This window comes from Catenulispora pinistramenti (assembly GCF_018274385.1).
Classification (GTDB): domain Bacteria; phylum Actinomycetota; class Actinomycetes; order Streptomycetales; family Catenulisporaceae; genus Catenulispora; species Catenulispora pinistramenti.
Genome location: NZ_JAAFYZ010000354.1, coordinates 1 through 6,961 on the forward strand (window position 1 = coordinate 1; position 6,961 = coordinate 6,961).

Annotated in this window: 5 protein-coding genes and 1 pseudogene; 4 read left to right on the plus strand and 2 right to left on the minus strand. The window is 70.8% G+C overall.

What is annotated here, in order from left to right; all coding sequences use genetic code 11:
- Positions 1-406: pseudogene (locus KGQ19_RS46455) on the minus strand (hypothetical protein); the annotation flags it as partial.
- Positions 407-709: 303 nt separating this feature from the next.
- On the opposite strand from KGQ19_RS46455, the gene KGQ19_RS46460 reads away from it, so the two are divergent.
- The 3 genes from KGQ19_RS46460 to KGQ19_RS46470 all read left to right on the plus strand — a co-directional run bounded on the left by KGQ19_RS46460 (position 710) and on the right by KGQ19_RS46470 (position 4,879).
- Positions 710-1,600 carry a Sco1979 family transcriptional regulator gene (locus KGQ19_RS46460; RefSeq protein ID WP_194898803.1) on the plus strand — a complete coding sequence of 297 codons (891 nt, stop codon included), beginning with the start codon at positions 710-712 and terminating at the stop codon, positions 1,598-1,600.
- 85 nt (positions 1,601-1,685) lie between these two features.
- Complete coding sequence (locus KGQ19_RS46465) at positions 1,686-4,262, plus strand: hypothetical protein (protein ID WP_212021671.1); 2,577 nt, start codon at positions 1,686-1,688, stop codon at positions 4,260-4,262.
- Between the two features lie 377 nt (positions 4,263-4,639).
- On the plus strand, positions 4,640-4,879 hold the full coding sequence (locus KGQ19_RS46470; RefSeq protein ID WP_212021672.1) for a helix-turn-helix domain-containing protein: 240 nt from the start codon (positions 4,640-4,642) through the stop codon (positions 4,877-4,879).
- A 192-nt stretch (positions 4,880-5,071) separates the two neighbouring features.
- Here the strand turns inward: KGQ19_RS46470 and KGQ19_RS46475 are convergent, their stop codons facing one another.
- Entirely contained in the window at positions 5,072-6,088 is a 1,017-nt protein-coding gene (locus KGQ19_RS46475) for an alpha/beta fold hydrolase (RefSeq protein ID WP_212021674.1), read from the minus strand.
- An 82-nt stretch (positions 6,089-6,170) separates the two neighbouring features.
- Between KGQ19_RS46475 and KGQ19_RS46480 the strand changes: the two genes are divergently transcribed.
- Entirely contained in the window at positions 6,171-6,794 is a 624-nt protein-coding gene (locus tag KGQ19_RS46480; RefSeq protein ID WP_212021676.1) for a TetR/AcrR family transcriptional regulator, read from the plus strand.
- The last annotated feature ends 167 nt before the right edge of the window (positions 6,795-6,961 follow it).

Sequence of the window (6,961 nt, forward strand, 5' to 3'; positions counted from 1 at the left end):
CTACTGGGGAGGCGGCTGAGGGGTCGGCTACGGCGAAGAGGACGCGTTCTATGCCGGCTTCGCCGTCGGCGGTGTCGCAGGGTTCGTGGACGAGGCATAGGGATATCAGGTCGGATTCGTCGCAGGTGCGGCCTGGGAGGACTGCTTCGTAGGCGTGGACTAGGGCGTTGGTCACTAGTTCGCTGACGACGATGCCCAGGTTCTCCAGGAGTGTGGCGAATCTCTCGGGGCGGCCTCGCCAGTCCTCCGCTACGTCGCGGACGAAGCGGCGGGCTGCTGAGACGGATTCGGCGCGGGCCGGGAGCACGCAGTGCCGCGTCGACACGCTGCGCCCCACGGCCTGGTACCCGATGCAGACCGGCAGGTCGGCATGGAGCAGGGAGTAGGCGTAACCAGACGCGACCATCGGGTCTCCCGTCAGGTGCCGGCCGCTTCGGCGGTGGCACATGCAATCGCAGAGTTTTCCTATGCATAAGGCGGATGCACGTGCATGCTACAGCGTAGACGGCGCGCGCAGGGTCTCGGATGAGCAAAGTCTTTGACGAGATGATTCAGGGTTCTGCCGTGCGCTCCGGGGTGTCCCTGCCACCGGGACCACCTAGGCTTGCGGTGTTCACAAGCGGACGCCCGAGTGGCACAATCGGCAGCTGATCCACCGCCCGGCACCTGGGATTTACAGGGATCGGGCCTCAGATGGAGCGAGGAAGCAATGAGTGGGCCCCACACCGCTGATCCCGAGTCCGAGCCCCCACGCTCGGGCGGCGCGACGGTGCGCCGGATCATGCTCGGCTCGCAACTGCGGCGGCTGCGTGAGGCCGCGGGCATCACCCGGGAGACCGCCGGCTGGGAGATCCGTTCGTCGGAGTCCAAGATCAGTCGGCTGGAGCTCGGACGCGTCGGTTTCAAGATGCGGGACGTGGAGGATCTGCTCTCGCTGTACGGCGTCACCGACCCCGGCGCCCGGGAGCCGTTCCTGTCGATGGCCAAGGCCGCGAACGCGACCACGTGGTGGCACGGCTACCACGACGTCCTGCCGAGCTGGTTCGCCGGCTACATCGGACTGGAGGAGTCTGCCTCTCTGATCCGCACGTACGAGGTGCAGTACATACCGGGTCTGCTGCAGACCGCCGACTACATGCGGGCCGTGATGGCCGGCCGCGGCGTCTACGACAGCGATTCCGAGCGCCGCGTTCAAGTGCGGCTGGAGCGCCAGAACGTGCTGCTGCGCGAGCAGGACGCACCACGGCTGTGGGCCGTGGTCGACGAAGCCGCGCTGCGCCGCCCGGTCGGCAGCCCCGAGATCATGCGCCAGCAGCTGTCCCACCTGCTGGAGATGATGGAGCGGCCGAACGTCACGGTGCAGGTGCTGCCCTTCCAGTCCGGCGCGCACGCCGCCGAGGCCGGGGCGTTCACCATCCTGCGCTTCGCCGAGCCGGACCTGCCGGACGTGGTCTACCTGGAGCACCTGGCCGGCGCGCTCTACCTGGACAAGCGCGATGACGTGGACGTGTATCTGCAGGTGATAGAGCGGATCAGCGTCACCGCCCTGACCCCGGCGCTCACCGCGGAGGCCCTGGCGAAGCTGATCAAGGACTTCTAGGACGTCGCACCGCTGGCCGGAAGCGGCCTGAGGTTCTTGCCCCCGTATCTGTACTCGAACATCCAAAACGGATACGTTCGTACCCATGCCTGACAGGGGAGACGAACGGGGGCGCGGCGGCACGAGGACGCTGGTGACCGGCATTCTGGCCGGCACCGAGTGGCACCCCGCCACCAACCCGCAGGAGGCGACGCAGACCGCGCGCGAGGCCCGGGATCTGGCGGTACGGCTGCGACCCGTGCTGTCCAAGTTGGCGCAGGCCCCGCGGGGCGGGCGCCGGCGTGATCTGGAGTGGCTGCCGGCGGTCGAGCAGCTGGCCGTGGACGCCCAGTACTTCGCCTCGTGGTGGTTGCCGAGGCTGGAGGGCAAGTCGGCGGGGTCCTGGCCGTCCTGGTCCGCCGACGGCTACGCGGACTGGGTGAAGCGCCTGGACGCGCAACGCCTGCGGACACTGGAGATGGTCGAGGGCACGGCACCGGTGACCCGGATCGCCTCGGTCACGCAACTGCGGCGGGGTAAGGGCACGAACGCCGAGCCGGACACCGAGACGACGTCGATGTCGGAGGCGGGGTCGGGGTCTGGATTGGAGGCGGGGTCGGAGCCGGCATCGACGCCCGCGCCGCCGCCGGGCGCACAGGACTTCGCAGAGCCGCACGCCCCCGCGCGTCACGCCCGCGACGGCGGCGATCCGGCCGAGGACTTCGGCGAGGAGCACACGGCCCGGATCACCCCGCTGCGCGGTCCGGGTGCCGCGCTCATGGACGCGGCCCTCATGGAGATGTCCGGCGCTCCGGAAGCACCAGGCATGCAGACCGAGCCGGCCGAACCGAGCATGTCCGCCGACGAGACGCACATATCGCGGGCGACGCCGATCACGGCCCCAGGCGCCGAAGACGCCATCACCAGCGAAAACCGGGGCGACCGAGGAACAGGTGGGGGATTCGCGGAGTCGACAGCTCCGACGACGCCCGACGCCACCGATCTGTCCATATCAGGCACCGAAGACTCCCTGCCGTCGGTACCGCGGACTCCGCCGAATCAAGGCCCTGAGTACAGCGATCCCGACACGACGCACATCTCGCGTGCCCCGGCGGACAGGGTGCCGCTCGGCTTCGACGACCTCGCCGCCGACGCCGCCGACGCTGCCGTCGTCGCCGACGCCGCGATGCCCCTGGTCCCGCGGACGCCGCCGAATCAGGGCCCGGATGACACCCACGTCGGTGCGGACATCGTGCAGATCCCCCGCACGCCGCCGAACAGCGGCCCGACGGACGCGGAGCTCTCGCGGACGCCGCTGAACGCCGGTCCGGCGGCAGCGGATCGCCCGCGTGGGCCGCGAGCGCCCGTCGTCAGTCTGGTCGGCGACGACGACCTGCCGCGCGTGCCCCGGACACCGCCGAACCCCGGCCCTGGCCCAGGTGCGGGTGCGGGTGCGGGCCCGGGTGCGAGTGCGGGTCCCGGCCCGATTGCCGCAGGCGCTATAGGCGCTGGTTCCATAGTCGCCGGTTCCAAAGCGACCCGTTCAAAGGCAGCCGGCTCCAACTCCGGTTCCAATGGCAGCGGTCTGAGCGCCGACACCGACGCCGACAGCACCCACGTCTCGCTGGCTTCGCCCGGTCCGGCGGCCCTAGGAACAGGCGCCGGTGCCGGTTCGGGAGCCAGACCTGGAGCCGGAACGCTGCCCGACGAATCCACGCGCCCGCTGTTCCGTCCCGAACCGAAGGCACCGGCCCCGAGCTCGGCCGCCGCAGCGACCACAGCCGCCATTGCCGGCGCCGCTGTAAGCGCCGCAGCGATGGGTTCCGGCCCAATCGGTTCCGGCGCCGTGGGCTCCGGCGCGATGGGTTCCGGCGCGGTCGCTTCCGGCGGAGGCGGCCACGACGAGTTCGAGCATTTCCAACCGGGCAGCGACATGCCGCCGCCGGTGTTCCCGATGACGGAACCCGTCGAGCCGGTCGACCGCGGACGCATCGTGCGCTACGCGCTGGCGGCGGTCGTAGTCGCGGTCTGCTGTGTGGCGGCGTTCGTCGCGCTCAGCGGGAAGAGTTCCGGCAACAAGACCGCGGCGCCGCCGGCGACCAGGCCGTCCACTTCCGCCGTGCCGCCGAGTACCAGCGACTCGTCGAGTTCGGTCGACCCCGGCGCGGTGACGGCGCCGACCTCGACGGACACGCCGCCGCCGGTTTCCTCAACCGCCTCAAAACCGCCGGTGATCCCGCCGAAGCCGAACCCGCCGGCGAGCAGCGCGCCGACGACCGCGGCCCCGCCGTCGCACACTTCGGCCGCGCCGCCGCCTCCGGTGCAGACCACGCACCAGCAGCCCCCGCCGGCGTCCGGCGGTGTCAGCTCCCTGAGTGTGTCCTCGCTGAGCGCGGACCAGAGCGGTGGCTTCAACTACGTCGCGCACGTCCACGTGACCACGCGGGGAACCGGGAGCGTCACGGTGACCGTCACCTTCGCCGGCTCGGAGTCCGGGAACTCACCGGGGTCGATCGGCGCGCAGAGCCAGTCGTTCACGCTGTCCGGGAAGACGTCGTACGACCTCGACCCGGGAGTCGACGTGCACGGCGTGTGCTCGTCCGGCTCGGCTCCGTACATCGACGCGGTGGCAAGCGCTTCCGGAGCCGGCTCGTCGGTGGCGTACGCCAGCTCGCCATGCTGAACCACGGCTGAATATGGGAGAACCCCTATCGCGCCGGAATGCACCACCCTATAGTTCAGTGCATGGGCCAGGATGGGGGAATTGGCCTGCCGACGCTTGTGTCGGAGTTGGTCGATCGGATCGCTGGGATCGGCGTGCGGGTTCAACCAGACACGCCGCACGGTTCCGCGCGCACGGGGTCGGACGGGGTCGCTGAGGCGTCCCGACCGATGATCGCCGACTGCCAAGCCACCTCCCCCTGGACCACGCCCCACGCCGCCCGCAGGCACCGCGCGGACGGTGAACACGGCACCGACGGCGTCCCGACCGGCCTTGAACCGGCCGTGCGGGCCCGGCGGAGCGCCAGCATTTCTCATCACAACAGGGGGGAACCACCAATGAGCACCACAACCGTCGGAAGCCAGCGCCCCGCCTCGCTCGACCGCCTCACGGCGCGCGAGATGGAGATCGCCCGCCTGGTCCGGGACGGCCGGACCAACCGTCAGATCGCCCGCGCCCTGGGCCTGTCCACCAAGACCGTCGAGGCGCACCTGTCGCGCATCTTCGCCAAGCTCTCGATCCCTTCGCGGACGGTGCTGGCGGTGCTGGTGACGACCGGGGAGCGGGCCGCGGCCTGATCCCGCGCCGCGGGGCCGCCGCAAGGCGGCCCATGCGGTTCTGAGGCGATAGAGGCGATAGAGGCGATAGGCGTCTTCTGGAGCGGTGTGCGTCGGTACGCGCGGTAAGCGTTACTACGGTTCCGTCAGTACCACTTACGTAAGCACGGTTCGCGCACCGCACCGGGAGCACGCGCAGGAATTCACGCCGTGCTACGCCGCACTGTCCGACCGAGCCCGCGCCGAGGCGATCAGCTTCGTGAGCAACGCGGTGAGGACCTGCGGCCGTTCCATCGGCACCATGTGCCCGGCTCCCGGCGCGACCGTCAGCCGGGCGCCCGGGATCGCGTCGGCCATCCGGCGGGCGTGCGCGAGCGGCGTGAGCCGGTCACGGGTGGCGGCGACGATCTCCACGTGGACGCCGGCCAAGTTCTTCAATGCCGCGCGCTTGTCGTGGATCATCAGCGCCGGGAAGAAGCCGGCCAGCGTGACGCTGGGGCAAGTCTTCAGGATCTCGTTGCACTCCACGACCACCGCTCGCGGCGCGCGCCGGCCGAACAGCAGCCAGCGGGTCTGCGCGACCGCGGCTCGCGAGCCGGTCGCCTGCTTGGCCCGGACGGCGTCCGCCTTGCCGGGGTGGGCGGCGATGCGTCGCAGGGTCTTGACGATGGAGTTGCGGACCGGCTTGGCGATCAGTTCGGGGAAGCCGAGGGTGATCCGGGACAGGCCGCCGCTGGAGGTGTTGGTCAGCAGGACGCCGGACACCTTGCCGCCGGACACCTCGCCACCAGACACCTTGCCACCAGACACCTCGCCGCCGAACAGGTCCGGCCGTTGGTCGGCCAGCGCCATGATGGTCATGCCGCCCATCGAGTGGCCGGCGAGGACCACCGGGCCGGCCGGCACGAGGTGGTCCAGGACCGCGGCCAGGTCGCGGCCCAGTTGGTCCACCGACGGGCCGGGGCCGAAGCGCTGCGCGGCGGCGCCGGTGACGCCTTCCAGCCATGCCTCGCCCGGCGTCGAGGAGCCGTGTCCGCGCTGGTCGTAGCGCAGGACCCGGACGTCTCCGGCCGCGGCCAGCGCCTCGGCCTGGGCCCGCCAGGCGCGGGTGGACAGGGTCCAGCCGTGGGCCAGCACGACGGTGACCGGCGCGTCCGCGGGGCCGTCTTCCTCGACGTGCAACTCGGCGCCGTCGAAGGCGACGACAGTGTGGAATCGCTGATCGGCCATGCTCCCCTGCCCCTGCTCGGCGACAACCTACCGGCGGGTAGCCTACTGAGAGTAGGGAGAGAAGTCGATAGAGTCCGGGGCCATGACCGACGCCCCGCGCCGCAAGCGCGTGCCCCGCGCCGAACGCGAGCAGCAGATCCTGGCCGCCGCCGAGGAAGTCTTCGCCGAGCGCGGGTTCCAGAACACGTCCATGGACGAGGTGTCGCTGCGCGTCGGGGTCTCCAAGCCGATGTTGTACGAGTACTTCACGTCGAAGGAAGGGCTGCTGCTGGCGTGCGTGGCGCGGATCCGCGCGGATCTGCACACCACGACGCTCGGTGCGATGGCGGCGGCCGAGGCGGACGGTCCGCGCGCCGTGCTGGAGGCCGGCCTGGAGGCGTACTTCGACTTCGCCGACCGGCACGGCCGGGCCTGGGCCGTGCTGCTGAACGAGTCGGTGATCGTGGCCGGTCCGGCCGAGGAGGCGATCGAGGCGATCCGCGGCCAGCAGACCCGGCTGCTGGAGGACGTGCTCGGCCGGTGGCTTGTCGACGCCTCCCCGACCCGGGTCGCGGTGCTGGCGCACGGGCTGGTCGGGGCCAGCGAGCGGGTGGCGCGGTGGCGGCTGCGGGACGGGTCCGGGATCGGGCCGCGGGAGACGGCGGTGCTGCTGGCCGATGCGTTCTGGCCGGGGTTCGCTGAGGTGGAGAGTTCGGCGAAACCATGACGCTGTAAGGGATTCAGAGCTTGTGTGTAGCTCTAGCTCTAGCTCCAGCTCCAGCTCCAGCTCCAGCTCCAGCTCCAGCTCCAGCTCCAGGGTGCGGCAGGGGCTGTAGGGGGAAGCCGCAATCGGGATGCGACGGGCTGGAGGGTGACCAAATGCGCGGCGCGTAG

What these genes read in the sequence shown, in the direction of transcription:
- KGQ19_RS46460 (WP_194898803.1), top strand. Translation starts at nt 710, where the DNA reads ATGAGTGGGCCCCACACCGCTGATCCCGAGTCCGAGCCCCCACGCTCG.
- KGQ19_RS46480 (WP_212021676.1), top strand. Translation starts at nt 6,171, where the DNA reads ATGACCGACGCCCCGCGCCGCAAGCGCGTGCCCCGCGCCGAACGCGAG.
- KGQ19_RS46470 (WP_212021672.1), top strand. Translation starts at nt 4,640, where the DNA reads ATGAGCACCACAACCGTCGGAAGCCAGCGCCCCGCCTCGCTCGACCGC.
- KGQ19_RS46465 (WP_212021671.1), top strand. Translation starts at nt 1,686, where the DNA reads ATGCCTGACAGGGGAGACGAACGGGGGCGCGGCGGCACGAGGACGCTG.
- KGQ19_RS46475 (WP_212021674.1), bottom strand. Translation starts at nt 6,088, where the DNA reads ATGGCCGATCAGCGATTCCACACTGTCGTCGCCTTCGACGGCGCCGAG.